The organism is Nocardia sp. NPDC055050, from assembly GCF_053608345.1.
This window is the reverse complement of sequence record NZ_JBSGVG010000031.1, coordinates 21,066-37,422: the sequence shown is the minus strand read 5'-3', so window position 1 is coordinate 37,422 and position 16,357 is coordinate 21,066. Positions and strand designations below refer to the sequence as shown.

The 16,357-nt window shown below is 67.1% G+C and carries 21 protein-coding genes and 1 tRNA gene; 8 read left to right on the top strand and 14 right to left on the bottom strand.

From position 1 onward, the window contains the following. The first annotated feature begins 44 nt into the window (after positions 1–44). Entirely contained in the window at positions 45–698 is a 654-nt protein-coding gene (locus tag ACWGCN_RS26490; protein WP_379313515.1) for a TetR/AcrR family transcriptional regulator, read from the top strand. Positions 699–772: 74 nt separating this feature from the next. Continuing rightward, entirely contained in the window at positions 773–1,183 is a 411-nt protein-coding gene (locus ACWGCN_RS26485) for a hypothetical protein (RefSeq protein ID WP_452460048.1), read from the top strand. 38 nt (positions 1,184–1,221) lie between these two features. Here ACWGCN_RS26485 and ACWGCN_RS26480 read toward each other — a convergent pair whose 3' ends face one another. Next, positions 1,222–2,112 (bottom strand): ribonuclease Z, encoded by an 891-nt coding sequence (locus ACWGCN_RS26480; protein WP_452460049.1) that lies wholly within the window; start codon positions 2,110–2,112, stop codon positions 1,222–1,224. A gap of 153 nt (positions 2,113–2,265) precedes the next feature. Between ACWGCN_RS26480 and ACWGCN_RS26475 the strand changes: the two genes are divergently transcribed. The 3 genes from ACWGCN_RS26475 to ACWGCN_RS26465 all read left to right on the top strand — a co-directional run bounded on the left by ACWGCN_RS26475 (position 2,266) and on the right by ACWGCN_RS26465 (position 4,144). Then, positions 2,266–3,027, top strand: a complete 762-nt coding sequence (locus ACWGCN_RS26475; RefSeq protein WP_452460050.1) for a class I SAM-dependent methyltransferase — start codon at positions 2,266–2,268, stop codon at positions 3,025–3,027. 288 nt (positions 3,028–3,315) lie between these two features. Continuing rightward, positions 3,316–3,882, top strand: coding sequence for an RNA polymerase sigma factor (locus ACWGCN_RS26470; RefSeq protein WP_452460051.1), 567 nt, complete (start codon positions 3,316–3,318; stop codon positions 3,880–3,882). Continuing rightward, complete coding sequence (locus ACWGCN_RS26465; protein WP_452529122.1) at positions 3,872–4,144, top strand: hypothetical protein; 273 nt, start codon at positions 3,872–3,874, stop codon at positions 4,142–4,144. Before ACWGCN_RS26470 ends, ACWGCN_RS26465 begins: the two co-directional genes overlap by 11 nt. A 50-nt stretch (positions 4,145–4,194) precedes the next feature. Here the strand turns inward: ACWGCN_RS26465 and ACWGCN_RS26460 are convergent, their stop codons facing one another. After that, the gene (locus ACWGCN_RS26460) at positions 4,195–4,839 is read right to left on the bottom strand and encodes a GNAT family N-acetyltransferase (RefSeq protein WP_452529120.1); all 645 of its coding nucleotides are present in this window, start codon (positions 4,837–4,839) and stop codon (positions 4,195–4,197) included. A 186-nt stretch (positions 4,840–5,025) separates the two neighbouring features. On the opposite strand from ACWGCN_RS26460, the gene ACWGCN_RS26455 reads away from it, so the two are divergent. Further along, entirely contained in the window at positions 5,026–6,168 is a 1,143-nt protein-coding gene (locus ACWGCN_RS26455; protein WP_379312566.1) for a serine hydrolase domain-containing protein, read from the top strand. 5 nt (positions 6,169–6,173) lie between these two features. Here ACWGCN_RS26455 and ACWGCN_RS26450 read toward each other — a convergent pair whose 3' ends face one another. From ACWGCN_RS26450 to ACWGCN_RS26430, 5 genes are all read right to left on the bottom strand, one after another. Next, a complete protein-coding gene (locus ACWGCN_RS26450; RefSeq protein ID WP_452459380.1) occupies positions 6,174–7,502 on the bottom strand; it encodes a hypothetical protein in 1,329 nt (442 codons plus the stop codon). Further along, a complete protein-coding gene (locus ACWGCN_RS26445) occupies positions 7,499–7,876 on the bottom strand; it encodes a hypothetical protein (RefSeq protein WP_452459379.1) in 378 nt (125 codons plus the stop codon). Before ACWGCN_RS26445 ends, ACWGCN_RS26450 begins: the two co-directional genes overlap by 4 nt. Beyond that, positions 7,873–8,067, bottom strand: coding sequence for a hypothetical protein (locus ACWGCN_RS26440; RefSeq protein ID WP_387449193.1), 195 nt, complete (start codon positions 8,065–8,067; stop codon positions 7,873–7,875). Before ACWGCN_RS26440 ends, ACWGCN_RS26445 begins: the two co-directional genes overlap by 4 nt. Further along, the gene (locus ACWGCN_RS26435; protein WP_449968745.1) at positions 8,064–9,923 is read right to left on the bottom strand and encodes a hypothetical protein; all 1,860 of its coding nucleotides are present in this window, start codon (positions 9,921–9,923) and stop codon (positions 8,064–8,066) included. The genes ACWGCN_RS26440 and ACWGCN_RS26435 overlap by 4 nt, the downstream gene beginning before the upstream one ends. A 121-nt stretch (positions 9,924–10,044) precedes the next feature. Continuing rightward, positions 10,045–10,386 carry a winged helix-turn-helix transcriptional regulator gene (locus ACWGCN_RS26430; protein ID WP_378996302.1) on the bottom strand — a complete coding sequence of 114 codons (342 nt, stop codon included), beginning with the start codon at positions 10,384–10,386 and terminating at the stop codon, positions 10,045–10,047. Between the two features lie 133 nt (positions 10,387–10,519). Between ACWGCN_RS26430 and ACWGCN_RS26425 the strand changes: the two genes are divergently transcribed. Beyond that, complete coding sequence (locus tag ACWGCN_RS26425; protein ID WP_452459378.1) at positions 10,520–11,173, top strand: FMN-dependent NADH-azoreductase; 654 nt, start codon at positions 10,520–10,522, stop codon at positions 11,171–11,173. 69 nt (positions 11,174–11,242) lie between these two features. Here the strand turns inward: ACWGCN_RS26425 and ACWGCN_RS26420 are convergent, their stop codons facing one another. Beyond that, on the bottom strand, positions 11,243–12,445 hold the full coding sequence (locus ACWGCN_RS26420; RefSeq protein WP_387449185.1) for a lipid-transfer protein: 1,203 nt from the start codon (positions 12,443–12,445) through the stop codon (positions 11,243–11,245). After that, on the bottom strand, positions 12,438–12,884 hold the full coding sequence (locus tag ACWGCN_RS26415; protein WP_378996296.1) for a Zn-ribbon domain-containing OB-fold protein: 447 nt from the start codon (positions 12,882–12,884) through the stop codon (positions 12,438–12,440). Before ACWGCN_RS26415 ends, ACWGCN_RS26420 begins: the two co-directional genes overlap by 8 nt. 119 nt (positions 12,885–13,003) lie before the next feature. On the opposite strand from ACWGCN_RS26415, the gene ACWGCN_RS26410 reads away from it, so the two are divergent. Beyond that, complete coding sequence (locus ACWGCN_RS26410; protein WP_452459377.1) at positions 13,004–13,753, top strand: GTP-binding protein; 750 nt, start codon at positions 13,004–13,006, stop codon at positions 13,751–13,753. 402 nt (positions 13,754–14,155) lie between these two features. Here ACWGCN_RS26410 and ACWGCN_RS26405 read toward each other — a convergent pair whose 3' ends face one another. The 5 genes from ACWGCN_RS26405 to ACWGCN_RS26385 all read right to left on the bottom strand — a co-directional run bounded on the left by ACWGCN_RS26405 (position 14,156) and on the right by ACWGCN_RS26385 (position 16,213). After that, entirely contained in the window at positions 14,156–14,374 is a 219-nt protein-coding gene (locus ACWGCN_RS26405; RefSeq protein ID WP_452459376.1) for a hypothetical protein, read from the bottom strand. 98 nt (positions 14,375–14,472) lie between these two features. Further along, positions 14,473–14,544: transfer RNA gene (locus tag ACWGCN_RS26400), tRNA-Val, on the bottom strand. A gap of 32 nt (positions 14,545–14,576) precedes the next feature. Then, positions 14,577–15,041, bottom strand: coding sequence for a peroxiredoxin (locus ACWGCN_RS26395; protein ID WP_067456651.1), 465 nt, complete (start codon positions 15,039–15,041; stop codon positions 14,577–14,579). A 73-nt stretch (positions 15,042–15,114) separates the two neighbouring features. Beyond that, a complete protein-coding gene (locus tag ACWGCN_RS26390; protein WP_101469203.1) occupies positions 15,115–15,537 on the bottom strand; it encodes a DUF3052 domain-containing protein in 423 nt (140 codons plus the stop codon). 127 nt (positions 15,538–15,664) lie between these two features. Next, a complete protein-coding gene (locus tag ACWGCN_RS26385) occupies positions 15,665–16,213 on the bottom strand; it encodes a hypothetical protein (protein WP_378996285.1) in 549 nt (182 codons plus the stop codon). Between the last annotated feature and the right edge of the window lie 144 nt (positions 16,214–16,357).

Sequence of the window (16,357 nt, the reverse complement as noted above, 5' to 3'; positions counted from 1 at the left end):
TTACACCTGTAAGGTTGTCAACACTTCGTCACCGAGGAGGTCCCATGCCCGTACGGCAACCGCTCAGCCGCGATCGTGTGCTGGAGGCCGCGATTCGGGTCGCCGATCGTGGGGGAGTGGAGGCCATCACGATGCGGCGGGTGGCGCAGGAGCTGGGCGTGGAGGCGATGTCGCTCTACAACCACGTGCCGAACAAGGACGCGATGCTCGACGGGGTCGTCGACGCGGTGTTCGCGGCGATCGAGTTGCCGAAGTCGGGCAGTGCGCAGTGGCGGGAGGCGATCCGCGACAGGGCCTGTTCGGCGCGTTCGGTACTGGCGCGACACAGCTGGGCGCTCGGGCTGATGGATTCCCGCCGGAATCCCGGATCGGCGACGCTGCGTCATCACGACGCTGTTCTCGGAGTTCTTCGCGAGGCCGGGTTCTCGCTGCCGATGGCCGCGCACGCGGTCTCGCTGATCGACAGCTACGTCGGCGGGTTCGTCCTGCAGGAGGCGAACCTGCCCGTGTCTGTGCCTGCCGACGTCGAGGAAGTCGCGGGCGGCATCCTCGCGAACCTTCCGGCAGGCGAGTTGCCGTATCTCACCGAGATGATCGTCGACCACGCACTGCGACCGGGGTACGACTACTCGAGCGAGTTCGGGTTCGGTCTGGATCTGATCCTGGATGGGCTCGAGGCGCGCCGAGCTTCGCGCTGAGGCGCCAGCCCCCGATTGCTGGGGCACGGCCGTCCTTGTTTCGAAATCCTCTGTGGTGCAGCATCAAACGTGTGATGAACAGACGAATTTCTGGAGCCATCCTCGCCGCGTCAGCCGCGGCTGTCGCCTTCGGTCCCGGCGCGCCCGCAAGCGCGGCGACCCCGTTCGTAGCGCCCGAGATCAGCTTCGCCGGTACCGCGGCGGGCACCGTCACCGCCACCCTGCGCAACCCGAACGACCGGGGCCAGTGCTGGGCCGAAGCGGGCGTCGGTCCCGAGAACAACCACGTGTTCTTCGGTGACAGCGCCCCGGAATCGCTGGCCGACCCCGGCAAGACGGTCGTGACCTCGCTCGACGGTCTCGAGCCCGGCAGCACGATCACCGCCCGCGGTGGCTGCGTCAACGGCGCCGAGTTCGCGTTCTCCGAGTTGGTCACGGTCACCGTACCGGCCGTGACCCCCTCGACCGGAAGTTTCGGCTTCTAGGTTCGCTGACAGCCGCGGCCGGTGTGCCGCGGCTGTCCTCACTCGCCTGTGCGTCGCGGCGGGAGGGCGACACGGTCGAGATCGTGGGCGAGGACGGCGCCGGGGAAGTCTGCCTGCTCGATGAACAGGTGGTCCTCGCGTTCGGTATAGCGCTCCGAGAAATGCGTCAGAACAAGGGTTTTCACACCGCAGGAACGCGCGACCTCGCCCGCCTGACGCGCCGTGAGATGGCCGCGTTCGTGCGCCTGATCCGTCTCCGAGTCGAGGAAGGTGGACTCGATGATCAGCATGTCGACGCCATCAGCGAGCTCGAAGACGTTGTCGCACAGGCGCGTATCCATGACGAACGCGACCTTCTGGCCCGGCCTCGGCGCCGAGCATTCCTCCAGCAGCGGTCCGGACAGCTCGCGGATCGCGGCGCCGGAAATGCCGTGCTCACGCAACTTCTCGGGCAGAAACGTTCGGCTGTCCGGTTCGGCGAGGCGATAGCCGTACGTGGGGATGCTGTGGGCGAGGGAAAGCGCGGTGAGGGTGAAACCGTTGCCCTGCAATGTTTCGCCGGGACCGCTCACCGGGTGCTCGATCAGTGTGGGAGAGCCGTAGTAGCTCGTCGCGTACCGCAACCGGTCCCAGTACTCGGCGTTCTCGCCGGGGTAGACGGCGTGCACCCCGTGGGGCACCCCATCGCGTCCGAGCCGCTGCACGATGCCTGGAACGCCCAGCGAGTGGTCACCGTGAAAATGGGTGATACACAACCAATTCAGTTCGGTCGCGGAGGCGCCCGCGTGCGCCATCTGACGTTGCGTGCCCTCGCCGGGATCGAACAGCACACCCTGCCCGTCCCAGCGCAGCAGGTAGCCGTTGTGGTTGCGACGGCGGGTGGGCACAGCCCCGGCTGTGCCGAGGACGACGAGTTCTCGTGTCGACATCGACCCATCCTGGCGGGTCGCCGTGTCGGTGTCACGTCGATTCGAATGACGGACGCGACGACCGGGTGCGCGGAGGAAGGTGATGGTGAGATGGACCGAGTGCGTGCCGCCCGCCGAGGCCCGTACCGATGACACAGCTTCCGGAGGACGACGATGGATCTGTTCGACTACGACGCCGAACTACGTCTGCACACTGCTCACTTCTTCGCGGCCGCGAGGGTCGGAGCCGGTGATCGCGTGCTCGACATCGGTTGTGGCACAGGACAGACCACGCGCGAGGCGGCTCGCGCGGCCGTCGACGGGAGTGCGGTGGGCGTCGACATCTCGGAGGTGATGCTCGAACAGGCCCGTCGCATCAGCGCCGACGAAGGGCCGTCGAATGTCAGTTTCGAGCTGGCCGATGCGCAGGAGAACACCTTTCCGCCCCTGTACTTCGACCTCTGTATCAGCAGGTTCGGGGTGATGTTCTTCGCCGATCCGGTCGCCGCGTTCACCAACATCGCACGCGCATTGCGTCCGGGCGGTCGTCTCGCGTGGCTGGTCTGGCAAGGCCACGACCGCAACGAATGGGCGACGGTGTTCAGCGACGTCCTCGCCGCGTCGATCGCCACGCCCGGCCGCGGACCCTTCTCGCTGGCCGACCGGACCGCGACCGAATCCATGCTGACGACAGCGGGTTTCACCGACATCGACTTCACCGAGATCGACGACCCCGTCTACTACGGTCCCGACAGCGCGGCCGCCTACGACAACCTCCTCCGCCTGACAGGTTTCACAGCCTTCCTCACCGCGCTCGAGCCCACGAAAGCCGACCGAGCCCGCACACGGTTGCGCGAGATCCTGGCCGACCATGAGACAGAAACCGGTGTGTATTTCGACTCACGCTCGTGGCTCATCACCGCTCGTCGCCTTTGAGGGGGCCTTCCGGGATCCTTGCTCGCAGGTCCGCAGCGGCGACGGACGAACCGCAGCCCGAGGAAGGAGCCGGACAGCACGAAATTCGGACGATACCGAGGTGCGTATCGGTTGCCGACGAGTTTGGGGCGGGTGAATCCTTTCGGGGCGCCGGTGCCTCTTATGTGTGTCGCGACGGACGTCGGGACAGGACACGGAGGTTTGTTGTGGTCATCGGTATCGGTGTTGTCGTCGGTCTGGTGTTGCTCTGCACGTGCATGGTGGTCGTGAAGCGCAAACGAGCTGGGCGTGGGTGAGTCGCGGTGGCCCGATGAGCGATTGATCGTCGCCGCGCAGGGTGGTGACGTGGATTCGATCGCGGCGCTGGTGGTGGGTTCGCATCCACATATCCAGCGCTTCGCCCATTCCCTGTGCGCCACACCGGAAGACGCCGAGGATGCGGCGCAGGAGGCGCTGATCATCCTGTATCGCAAGATCGGGATGTTGCGGGCCTCGGGTGCGCTGGCGTCGTGGATGTTCCGGATCGTTCGCAACGAGTGCCTGCGTCGGGCGCGGACGGGTCTGCCGGGACGAGTCCTCCTGCAGGACACCGTCGCGGCTGCTTCGGCCGAGGACGAAGTACTGCGACGTCTGGAAGCGGGCAGGGTGGCGGCCGCGGTCGCCGATCTGCCCGCCGACCAACGCAGCGTGCTGATCATGCGCGACATCCAGGGCTACAGCGGGCGGATGGTCGCCGATGCGCTCGGGCTCAGTACGGCGGCGATGAAATCACGGCTGCACCGGGCCCGGGCGACAGTTCAACACGCGCTACAGGCCACGCCTGATGAGGCTGCCGGAGGAAATGATGAGCGATGATTTCGCGAGTAAGTCCATGGTCGAGCACCTGGTGCGCGGCGGGGTGGGGTTCGGCGCGCTGATCGGGTCGGTGGCGCTGATCCCGGTGGTCGGGCCGATCAGCTTGTTGCTGCTGCCCGTGGGTTTGATCGCACTACGCGGGTGTCCGACGTGCTGGGCGATCGGACTGATGCAGACCCTCTCGCGGGGTCGGCTCCAGCGCTCCTGTGAGGGCGGCCAGTGCACGCTGACCGTCAGCGACACCCACCGAGTCGCTTCCTAGGAGCTGACGGCTTCGAGCGGTCGCCGATCCGGCCGACCGCTCGAAGCAGCTCACGCCGCGCCGAGCAGGGGCAGGCACGGTGCGAGTCCGTCGATCTCGACGGTTGTTCGCTGCAGGCTCTCCCATTTCGCGCGCGAGAGACGTACTCGGCGCTGGACGGTGGCCTTTCCGCGCACAGTGAGGCGCCGGATCCCGTCCGGCTCGTAGCCGAGCTTCTCGGAGACTCGCAACGATGGCGAGTTGTCGGCGAAGGCGCCGGATGTTGCGTCGGTGGCTTCGAGCCCTGCGAAGGCCAGGTGGAGGACCGCTGCGCGCATTTCGGTGCCGATGCCTCGCCCTTGATGTCGAAGACCGATCCAGGAGCCGGTGTCGACCTCACGCAACGTCGCGTAGTCGCGGGCGGCGATCGCCTGCTGTCCGACGATTCGGCCGTGCTCGAAGACCGCGAGGTTCAGCGTCCAGTTGCCGGGGGACCAGTTGCCGAGTCGGAGCCAGTGGTATTGGACCACCGAGCGTGCTCGTTCGCGGGGAGGAAGGTCGGTCCACGGGACGGCGAACGGCATGCGGTCAGGGTCGTGGACGCCGTCGGCCGCGAGCTCGGCCAGCTCGGCGAGCTCGGCATCCGAGGGCAAGCGCAGTTCCAGGCGGGGTGTGGACAGTCGCAGTCCGAACAGCGGCCAGTGATCGGTGAGCATGAGTCATTCTGCGGGGCGGACCCGACCCTTCTCACCTCATTTTCAATGGCAGTGAATCCCCAGCGCCGCAGGTGAACCGAGAGTACGAACTCCTGTCCGGACCGAGCGCGGCTTCCGCGTGATCTCCGGGTGTGGTCCAGGGTTGTTCCGGATGTGTGGACGGTGGGGGATTCCTAGGGTCGGATGATGCGCAGATTCTCGATCGTTGCCGCGATGGCGGTTGTCGTCTCCTTGGTGGGGTGTGCGAGTCCGGCGGACGGTCCCGAGGTCTCGCCCTCCGAGAACCGCGCGGAATCGTCCGGCCGGGTGCAGCGGGTGCGCGACGACATCGACGCGGCAGTGGCCTCGGGGGTGTCGGGGGTGATCGCGACACTCACCGAGAACGGCAAGACCACCACGTTGGCCGCCGGTGTCGGCGATCAGGCCACCGGGGTGCCGATTCCGGTCGAGCCGCCGCAACGGGTTCGGGTCGGCAGCGTGTCGAAATCCTTTGTCGCGGCGATCGTGCTGCAACTCGTGGCCGAGGGGCGAATACAACTCGACGAGCCGATCGAAACCTATCTGCCCGGCTCGATCGTCGGTGACGGCGTCGACGGACGGGCCATCACGGTGCGTCAGATCCTGCAGCACCGCAGCGGGTTACCGGAGTTCGCCGACGCACCGGAGATCGACGAATACCGCGCCGCTCTCGACCATCGGACGTTCACACCCGCCGAACAGCTCGCCATCGCCTTGCGGCGGCCGGCGAAGTTCGCACCGGGTGCCCGCTTCACCTATACGAACACGAACTATCTGGTTGCCGCGATGCTCGTCGAGCGCGTCACCGGACGCCCCTATGCGGATACCTTGCAGGACAGGATCATTCGCCCGCTGGGCTTGACCGGCACCTACCTGCCCGCTACCGGCGAGCACGATATCCGCGGTCCGCACCCGCACGGCTACGCGCCGATCGACGGCACTCGCACCGATGTGACCCGGATCGAGCCCTCGGTGCCGTGGGCGGCAGGCGCGCTGGTCTCCACCGGCGAGGACCTGAACCGATACTTCCTCGACCTGGTGGCGGGAAAGGTGGTGGCGGAACCGGAACTGCAGCAGATGCTCGCCACCTTGCCGACCGGCGTGGACAGCATGCCCGAATACGGTCTCGGCGTGATGTCGGCCGAACTGTCCTGCGGCACCCGCTATATCGGGCACACCGGCGGAATCACCGGGTACGCCACCTTCGCGGGCGCCACCACCGACGGGCGGGCCGCCACGATCGTCTGGACCGAGCCGCCCAGCGAACAGCCGGACATGACGGCGATCCTGACCCGCGCCCTGTGCCCCTGACTCGGCTAACCCCCGAACAGCAGATACAGCCCGGTGAACGTGAAGCCGACCATGGTCAGCATCAATGCCAGCTGGCCGGTCAGCCGGTGACGCGGTGGGAGAAGAACTAGGCAGCGATCGTGCGCGGCGGCGACACCGAGGATGTGGCCGATCAGGACAGCGAGCACTTTGCAGGTGGCGAGCACACTCGGATGACTCGACAGCACGTAGGCGACGTCTCGATCGGCCAGGCCCGCGATGTTCCATCCACGGTCGAGTGGGTCCGCGAACAGCAGGACTGTCGCCTGCCCCTTCTCGAGGAGGAACGTGAGGTAGTGGGCGATCAGATAGCCCGCCACGATCGGGGTGAGACTGAGTGCCAGCCGCCGCGGCAGCAGCGCTCGATCGGCGTGGGAGAGGCCGCCGGTGGCGCGCGCGGCGACGGAGAACAACCCGCCCACCACCCCGATGAAGACCAGCAGTCCGGCCGTGCGCACCAGTGTCGCGTCGACGACCGGGGCCAGATCGTCGAGCAGTTCACGCCACCGCGGAAAAGCGGAGAAGCTGTCGAAGGCGGTGGATCCGAGCAGCGTCGCCGCGACCGCGACAGATCCGGCGAGTCCGGGAGTCCCCGCGAGATTGTTCAGCGGCATCCGCAACACCGGCTGCCCGGCGTGGTCGCGGCCGTAGGCGCTCAGGTGCGCCAGCAGCGTGCTGTACACCTCGAGCGGATCGGCCCGCTCTGCCCAGACGGTGCCGAACAGCGTGAGACCGATCGTGGTCACGACCAGATAGCCGAGCAGCCAGGTGAGCACCGAGCTCACCGACCCCGGTGCGCGCCAAGCCAATTCCAGCCACACGAAGGAGAACAGGCCCGCGGCGGCCGGGAGGTAGCCCCACTCCTCGCGATAGCGGAGAAGTCCCTGCTCCGGCGGGCGCCGCAGCAGGAGGCAGCCGAATCGATGGATCGCCCGGACCGGCGAAACGACTTTCCAGACCGGTCCGATCAGCAGGGACGCCACCATCACCCCGACCCAGACGCCGATGTACAGCACTCCCGGCACCGGATTCAGGGCCGGATCCGAGGAGCCGAACACCGCGATGACGAGCACGCAGCCGGTGACCACCACGCTCGCCACGGCGATGACCGTCCGCGTCGCGCGGGCATCGATCATCCGGCGAACCGGCATGGGCAGTGGGAATCCCGGTGAGTCGGGGTCGAGCCGGGGTCGACGCCAGGCGAGGAACAGCAGGGCGAACGAGAAGGTGAGCGCCCACGCCGCGCCGATCAACGCGTAGGTGAGCGGAATCGGCAGGTCAGCGGCGCCGTTGAGGCCGTGGGCGAGGGAATTCACTGCCGGACCAGCAGCGTCGTCACCGTCCGTCCGAGGTGGTGCAGCTCGATCTCCACCCGGCCCGGCACCGTCACGGTGAAGTCGAACTGCTGGCCGGACGCCGCGGCGACGGGAAAGGTGTGCGTGGGGGCCGAGTGGACATGCAGTTCGTCGGTGGCGTCACTGTCGACCCGCAGCACGATGCGTTGCCCGGTCGTGGCTTCGGTGCGCGTATTGGCCGGGGACACCGCGCCGTTCGCGATCCGGATGTCGATGATGCGGGCCGTGCTCGCGGGCTCGCCGGCCGGCTCGGACTCCGCACCCGATGAGCAGCCCACCAGCAGCGAACCCGCGGCGACCGTGACAAAGCCGTACCGGAGCCGACGAGGGGTCACGGATTCTCCTCGGTGCGGTCGATCGGCACGGATTGTGCTCGTGCGTCCTCGTTTTCGCGCTTCTCCGCGCGCCGGTCACGCATCGCGATGAACAGCACCAGGCCGACCAGTGCCACCGCGGGCAGGAAGGCCGGGATCGCCAGCAGGAGGGAGTGGTCGGCGAGGATGTCGACGTGCTCCTGGCCGATCATGGTCCGACCGTCGCCCGCTGGTCCGGTGTGCTGCCCGCCGCCAGATACCGGTCGTTGACGCGGGCCGCACCCCACGCCATCGCCGCGATCAAGGCCAGGCTGCACGCCAGCACCACCAGGCCCGCCAACCCGATCAGCCAGGACGGATGATCGAAGGACCGCTCACGCTGCAGGACCGAGATCTCCTCGACGAACGGCCGCGTGAAGCTCGCGGGCGCGGGTACCTCCGCGGCGCCGATGCCGCGATCGAGCGGCATGAAGATCGGAAGCGCGGATTGCATGCGCCCGTCCTGCAGGCGCAGCAGTGTCTTCCAGGTGCCGTGCACGGGTACGGGCCGGGTGGAGACGAAGTGGTCGTCGGCGACGCGACGCAGCTTGTCCACGACTAGGCCGTGGCCGGGGCTGTCGTCGCCGGTACCGCCCTGCCAGGCCAGGATCTCCACCCACTCCGGATCGGAACCGATGAGATCGCCGGGGGAGAGCCGGATGTCGGCGGTGACCATCCGCCCACCCTGCTCGGGAGCGGCGTCGGTCAGCGCGACTGTCGCCGACGCGTTCTCCGGTACCCGGATGATCAGCCCGTTCGCGGTCGCCGCTGCCGCGATCACCACCGCGGCGACCACGAGTCCACGCCGCACCGCAGGTCTGGGCAGTGCCTCGCCGCGCAAGACGGTGCCGAGCATCGCGCCGATCACACCGCCCGCCACACCGACCGGCACCGCCATCGCGAGCAGTTCCAGCCACATCCCGCCGACCCAGGGATTGACGAACATCCGCTCGATCCACAGCGATTCGAGCCAGATGCCCACCGTCGCCACACCGAGCCCGGTGAGCGCACCCCACCAGAGCGGTCGGCGAATCAGCGGAACAAGGGCGAGCAGTTCGACCACGATCGCGGCACCGAGGTAGAGCGGGAACACATTGCGTGGCGCCTCGAATCCGGTGCCGACGAGGACCGCCACGATGGACCGCACGCAGAAGGCGAAGGCCACGAGCAGCAGTGTGCTGAGTGGGCCGAGCGTCAACCGCGCCGAGATCAGCGCGATCGTGGCGGCGAAGACGATCAACATCGGTTGCAGCACCAGCCGGAACTGTTCGACGCCGAAGTCGAACTCCACCTGGAACACCGACAGCCCGATCACCAGGCCGCCGAAAGCGAAGGCCTGGATCGCCCACAGCATCCGCCCGTCGGTCCGTTCGGGGTCGGGCCGGTTGTAGCGGCCTTCGAGTTCGAGCAGGAGCACCCCGATCAGCGACAGACCGGCGCCGCCGATGAGCATGAGGTGGGTGGGTCCCCAGAGCGTGACGTCCTGGCCGAACAGCCGGTGCCAGATGTCGTCGAGCGGGAAACCGATCAGCGCGTACAGGCCGGCACCGGCGATCAAGATGCCGCCCACGGGGGCGTACCAGTCGCGGGTGATCTTCACCGCGGCCCTGCCCGGCTTCTCGTCGAGCGGCAGGATGATCGCGAGCATGCCCGCCATGAAGAGGAAGAACAGGCCGACGAGGATGAAATAGTGCGCCGGGTTGGCCAGCGGCCCGTCGTCGCGGCCCTTGCCGACATGCAGGCTCACGTCCCAGATGAAGCCGAGAAACGCGGTCAGGATGGTCGCGAGGAACATCGCGATCGGCAGCGCTACCCAGCCGGGACGGTTCATGAGGCGGCCGCTGAAGTCGGCCAGCCGTTGCAGCCAGGTGATGCGTCGCGTCCGGTGCAGGTAGGCCACCCACAGCAGCACCGCGCCGACCACCGCGGCAGCTCCTGTCATCAGCGCCACCTGATCGAGGGCAGCGCCACCGCCCTCGGTGCCCGGGGCGGCCAGGATCGTCGACGGATCGCTCAACACTGTGGCCACGGCAGTCCTCCGATATGTCGAAGCGCCCGGTCTGCGGGGTAACGAACAGTATCCCGAATTCCGCGCTACACCGATACCCCGCGCGCGGGTCGCGGTCGAGGGGCTCAGCCGCGCGAGGTGTCTACCCGGCCGGACGCAGCTGCTCCCGGTACTGCTCGCCCCAGGTCTCCATCAGCTCGATGATCGGGACGAGACCGCGGCCGAACTCGGTCAGCTCGTACTCGACCCGGGGTGGGACCTCCGGATACACGGTGCGGGTGAGCACGCCGTCGCGCTCGAGTTCGCGCAGCTGCGCGGTCAGCATTCGCTGGGTCACGTGCGTCATGGCGCGGCGCATCTCGGTGAACCGGGCCGTACCCTCGCTCAGCTGGAAGACGATCATGCCCTTCCATTTGCCGCCGATCACATCGAGGGTGACCTCGACCGGGCAGTCGAAATCGAGATCCTGCTTACGTTTGGCCATACACATCCTCGTCTCACCGGCAAAGGTATGAAAAAGGGTACTGGGTAACAGAAATGTGCGTTCTTACGCGGATATTCCCCGTCGGGCAGGCTCGATCCAGCAAGCAGATTCGGTCCCGACAGGAGTTTCAGAGATGGCCCAGCTACTTCAGCTCGATGCCAGCCCGCGCCGATCGCGCTCCCACACCCGCACGCTGGTCGGGGAGTTCGTCGCGCGCTGGAGCGAGGGCAGGCCCGGTGACACGGTGATCCGCCGCGACCTCGGCCACGAACCGCCTCCGCACCTCACCGAGGAGTGGATTGCCGCCGCTTTCACCCCACCGGGGGCGCGCACCCCGCAGATGCGCGACACCCTCGCCTACAGCGACCAGCTGGTGGACGAGCTGTTCGCCTCCGACGTGCTGGTACTCGGAGTCCCCATGTACAACTTCGGGGTACCGGCCATGCTGAAGGCCTACATCGACCAGATCGTCCGGGTCGGGCGCACCTTCTCCTTCGATCCCGAGGCCGCGGCTCCGTACACACCACTCACCTCCGAAAAGCGCGCCTTCGTCATCGTCGGCACCGGCGACGCCGGCTACGAGACGGGCGGTCCGCTGGCGAGCATGAACCACGTGGAGCCGTACCTGCGCACGGCTCTGGGTTTCATCGGCATCGATGAGGTCGAGTTCGTGTACACCGGCAACGACGAATTCGGCGGGGAGCGCCTCCAACGGTCCCTCGAACGCGCCCGCGACCGGGTAGCCGACCTGACTGTCGAGCGTGAAGTTGTCGATCTGGCGGGTTGAGCAGCGGCTATCACGCCGAAACCCCGGACATGGCCCGGGGTTTCGGTAACCGACCTGAGTGATTCAGGGTCAGCGAGTGGCGATGATCGCCGAACCATGGCCGAAGAGACCTTGATTCACCGCGATGCCCGCGCGGGCGTTGTCCACCTGGCGGCCGTCGGCCTGGCCGCGCAACTGCCAGGTGAGCTCGCAGACCTGGGAGATGGCCTGTGCGGGGATGGCCTCGCCGAAGCAGGCGAGTCCGCCGCTGGGGTTCACCGGTACCCGTCCGCCCAATGTCGTTGCGCCACTGCGCAGCAGAGCCTCCGCTGCACCCGTCTCGCAGAGCCCGATGTCCTCGTACCAGTCCAGTTCCAGCGCGGTGGAGAGGTCGTAGACTTCCGCGAAGGACAGGTCGGCGGGACCGATTCCGGCCTCTTCGTAGGCGGCGTGCGCGATGGCGGACCGGAAGGTGCGTGACGGAGGCTCGACGGCCACGGCGGAATCCGTCGAGAAATCCGGCAGATCGAGCACGGTCTTCGGGAACGTCGGCGTCACCGTCGACAGCGCGGAGATGCGCACCGGATCGGCGATGCCGTGGCGGCGTGCGTAGTCCATCGACGTCAGCACCAGCGCGGCCCCGCCGTCGCTGGTCGCGCAGATGTCGAGCAGCCGCAACGGATCCGACACGATCGCCGAAGCGGAGATCTCCTCGACCGAGACCTCCTTGCGGTATCGGGCATTCGGGTTGTTCAGGCCGTGCCGGGAGTTCTTCACCTTGACCGCGGCGAAGTCGTCGAGAGTGGCGCCGTGCAACGCCATGCGGCGGCGGGCGTAGAGCGCGAAATAGATCGGGTTGGTGGCGCCGAGCAGATGGAAGCGCAACCAGTCGGGGTCGTCGCGGCGCTCGCCACCGACCGGCTGGAAGAAGCCCTTCGGCGTGGTATCCGCGCCGACCACCAGCGCCACCTCGCACAGCCCGGCCAGGATCTGGGCGCGCGCGTTGGCGATGGCCTGCGCACCGGAGGCGCAGGCGGCGTAGCTGCTCGAGATCTGCGCACCCGACCAGCCGAGCGCCTGCGCGAAAGTCGCGCCCGAGACGAAACCGGGATAGCCGTTGCGGATGGTGTCGGCGCCGGCGATGTAGCCGACGTCGCGGTGGTTCAGCCCGGCATCGGCCAGCGCCGCACGCGCGGCCACCAGACCGTATTCGACGAAGTTGCGCCCCCACTTGCCCCACGGGTGCATGCCCGCGCCGAGGACGGCGATGTCGCGATCATTCGTGTCAGTCATTGACCGGCCTCCACATCCACACCGTGTGTTCTGCGTCCTCGTCCTCGTACAGCGTCCCGACGGTCAATTCGACCGGCATGCCGACGGCCAGATCGTCGACGGTGAGACCGCGCACGACCTGCCCGAGAATCACCATCTGCTCGACCTCGAGCTCCACGGCCGCGACGACATAGGGCACGAAGGGATCGGCCGAGACGTAGGGCGCGGGCGGCTTGTACCGGGCGTCGGCGTACGACCAGATCCGGCCGCGCGTGGAGAACAGGTACTCGACGAGTTCGGAGCCGTCGTGGGTACCTGTGCACTGGGGGTTGCGGCAGGCGAGTGTGTTCTTCGGGAAGTACGGCGTGCCGCAGTCGTTGCAGCGAGTTCCTTTGAGGCGTACCTGGCCGTCGTCCGCAGTGAACCAGTCAGCCACGGCGGGGCGTTGTTCTTTCTGCACGTGGCCGACGGTATAGGAACACGTTCTACTTTGGGGCGGAATTCCGTTCCAGCGCTGCTCGGGCGCGGGTACGGTGAGCGGATCGAGGATGCGATGACATCGATCTGGAGTACCGCGCGATGGGCACCAAAGCTATTGACCCGCAGTCGATCCGCAACGTCACGATCATCGGCGATGCCGAGGAGACGGCGCGAGTGGTTCATCGCCTGCGCCGATGTTTCGGCGACACCGAGAACACGGTCCACTGGTCGATGGACGGTATCGAGCACACGATTCGCGTCACCGAACTGTCGAGCGACGCGCTCATCGCCGACTTGGAGCGATCCATTCGCGTCGCCGACGGGGTCATCGTGGTCGTGAACGCCGCCGCGCACGCCACCCCGCGACTCGAAACCATGTTGCGCGTCGCCGACGATCATCAGGTCGCCCGCCTGTGCTTGGTCGGCGGCCTCGATCAACCCACCGCCGACTTCGACCGCTGTGTCCGCACGATCGCCGACGCTCGCGGGGCGGTGCCGTTGGCCCTCCAGGTCCCCGTCGGCGCCGGTGTCGGCTTCGACGTCATCGACCTGGTCTCGCTACCGGCCCTCGAACATGCGGCAGCCGAAACCCTGGGAAGCCGAAGGCAACTCGCTGAGCGGTGGTATCGCGAACTCAGGGCGACCCTGACCGAACACCGCGCGGACTCGTTCACCGTTGGAGACCTGCACACCCGCATCCGCCGCCGCACCCGCAACGGCGACATCGTGCCCATTCTGTGCGCCACACCCCTCGCGAGCGACGACATCGCCCCCCTCCTGGACGCCGTCGTCCGCTACCTGCCATCGCCCCTGTACGTCTGTCAGCCGGAGCACGCCCTCGACTACTGACCGCCGCGTTCGGGCCTGATCGGGACTCGCTCGGCGGTGGTGTGCCCAGTCGTGTCGTCCAGCCGACGAAGTGCATAATCGAACGTATGTGCGACTCGATTCGGCTCTACCTGCGCAATGGACGCTGGACGGAACCTGCGCCGCGCTTCTGCCCTAACGGACACCGGCTCGGAGCAGGCCGGTCGCTCGTCAGCGTGTTGCCCTGTGTCCGGATCGGCGGACACCACCGAACGCACACCTGCCTGGCCTGCGCCACGACCATCTACTGCCCGCCGATCCACAACGACTGCGAGCACTAGGTCTGCACCGGCCGAAATCCCCCGCCGCTGAAGCCTGACAAAGCCGTGTCCCATCATCACTCGACGAGAAGGCCCCTTGCCGCTACGCGGTGATCTCGCCGATCTACAGAGGGATGACGATGGGCCCGCAGGAGTTGGCACCGACGGCACATCCGATCGCGGTGAGCACGGACTGCACCAGGGAGGAAGAGCCGGTGCCCGACGAGTCGCTCCCCGAACCCAGCGGGGCTTCCGCAGCGGCGGGCCCGGCGGCGGTGACCAGTCCGGCGGTGATGGCAAGGGCCGCGGCGCCGGTGCGCAATGCCCGACGGGTGAGAGTCATGCCGGAATCGTACGGTCGATCAACAGATTCCAACCGCCCCCGAATCCTGGGGCAGCAGTGGTGCAAGGGCGATTGCCTTCCACCTGCAACGTGAAATGTGGGCGCAGAGGGGATCGAACCCCCGACCGCTGGTGTGTAAAACCAGTGCTCTACCGCTGAGCTATACGCCCTGGCACCGCCGGGGAGTACCGGCGGTGTCGGGTTATGAATCTAGCGCGGCGAGGGCTTTCTCCCAAGCCGCCTGGTCACGGGCCTGTCCGGGGCCGTTCATCTCCGCGAAAGTGATGTAGCCGGACTTGTCGACGACGAAGGTTCCGCGGTTGGGGTAGCCGGATTTCTCGTTGAAGACGTCGTAGGACTGGGTGACGGCGCCGTGCGGCCAGAAGTCCGACAGCAGGGGGAACAGGTAGCCCTGTTCCGCGGCCCAGATCTTGTGGGTGGGTGGCGGTCCGACGGAGATCGCGATGATCTCTGCGTCGTCGTTCTGGAATTTGGGCAGCTCGTCGCGGACCTTGCACAGCTCGCCTTGGCAGATGCCGGTGAAGGCGAGCGGATAGAACACCAGCAGCACGTTCTTCTTGCCGCGGAAATCCGACAGGGTGACGGGCTGGTTGTTCTGGTCCTTGAGCGTGAAATCCGGCGCGAGAGTGCCAACCTCTAGCGGCATACTACGAATCCTCCGTCGTGTCGGGTCCCAGCCGGGCATGCGAGCCCAACTGAGACCCTAGCGAACGGCGGATTCAGCGCTGTTTGGACGGTGCCTTCGGCTGAACGAGGCGTGAGCCCGTCCAACTGCCGAGGCTGATGGTGGATGTCTGGGTCAGGCCGGCCGTGGGTGCGGCTTCGGCGATCTCGCTCGGATCGACATGGCCTTGTTGACCGGTTTTGGGGGTGAGGACCCAGATGAAGCCTTCATCGGCCAGCGGGCTGATGGCATCCATCAGCTCGTCGGCCAGATCGCCGTCACCTTCTCGCCACCACAGCAGGACGGCGTCAACGACCTCATCGGAGTCTTCGTCGACCATTTCGCCGCCGCTGACCTCCTCGATCTCGGCGCGCAATGCGTCGTCGGTGTCCTCGTCCCAGCCCAATTCCTGAACAACCAAGCCGTGAGAAATGCCAAGCTTCTGAGCGTAGTTCTGCGCGTCCGCCGCGGCGACCACGGTGGTGTCCTCCCTAAACTTCCGACAGTAAGATAGGTGCAAGCGAACATGGTTATCGGCCGCAGCGCAAGCTGATCGGATGAATTGGGACCGTATGCCGCGTGTCGGGAGGGCGAAATCGGCCGTCTCAACAGGCGTCGTGGACGGCGGTGCGTGCCTGGTTGATGGTGCGGCTGGCCTCGTTGAGCTTGCCGACAGGTGAGTTGTAGGTCATCTTTCTGGTCTGCACGGCCAGCTCGCGTGCCGCGACGACATACGCGGTGAATTTGTCGGCCAGTTCGGTCGGCAACGCGCCCGCCGCGGCGACGACGCCGGACTCCACTTTGGTCGCCGCGTTGTCGAGGGTGGTGGCCGCGGACTCGCGCTTGGCGGCGTAGTCGGGAGCGTTGGTGTCGTGGGCGGAGACGAAGTCGTTGTACGCGGTGACGCCGGCGCCGGTGGTGGTGGCGAACTGGCCGCAGTTGTCGGTGATCGCGCGCTCTCGCGCGGCCGCGGCGCGCGAGGACGCGGCGGCCGAGGACGACGCCGCGGCGGTGGTCTTGTAGGCGGCCACTTCGGCCGCGTCGGTCGTCGGTGTGCCGGGGATCTGCTCGGCACAACCCGCCACCACCGAACCCGCGGTCACGGCGACAAAGGCACAGATCAGCCCCAGTCGGCGCGCGTGCAGCTCCCTCATCGTCCGGCGTTCCCTCTCACTCACGTGCGTGACTCGTATTTCCCCGCAGAACCTACCTAATGGTATTCGCGCCGAGGTGATGACCTCGGCAGCCGTTTCGGTAAGGATGGGGGGTGCACCCGAACCTTTCGCAACGGGTGGTCC